This is a genomic window from Roseateles sp. AC306 (assembly GCF_979253795.1).
Genome location: NZ_CEEDEB010000164.1, coordinates 1 through 231 on the forward strand (window position 1 = coordinate 1; position 231 = coordinate 231).

Here is a 231-nt window from a genome sequence, read left to right on the forward strand (position 1 = left end):
CTCCCACACCTGCTGCAAGGAGCGCTCGCCGTCCAGCAGGCCGATGACTCGGTCGCTGCTGGGATTGAAGCGGTGGGATTTGCCGGAGACGCGGTCCTCGACGACGTACCAGATCTCCCCACGGTAGACGTGGCGGTGGATGCGCCCCTGGCCGCGCAGCCGCGGCTTGAGCGTCGCGACGCGGTACCAGTTGGCGGCGAAGAGCGCGTCGCCTAACGGACGATCCGGGCT

At 68.8% G+C, this 231-nt stretch carries 1 pseudogene; it reads right to left on the reverse strand.

What is annotated here, in order from left to right:
• A pseudogene (locus AC0IZJ_RS28820) lies at positions 1-231 on the reverse strand (hypothetical protein); the annotation flags it as partial.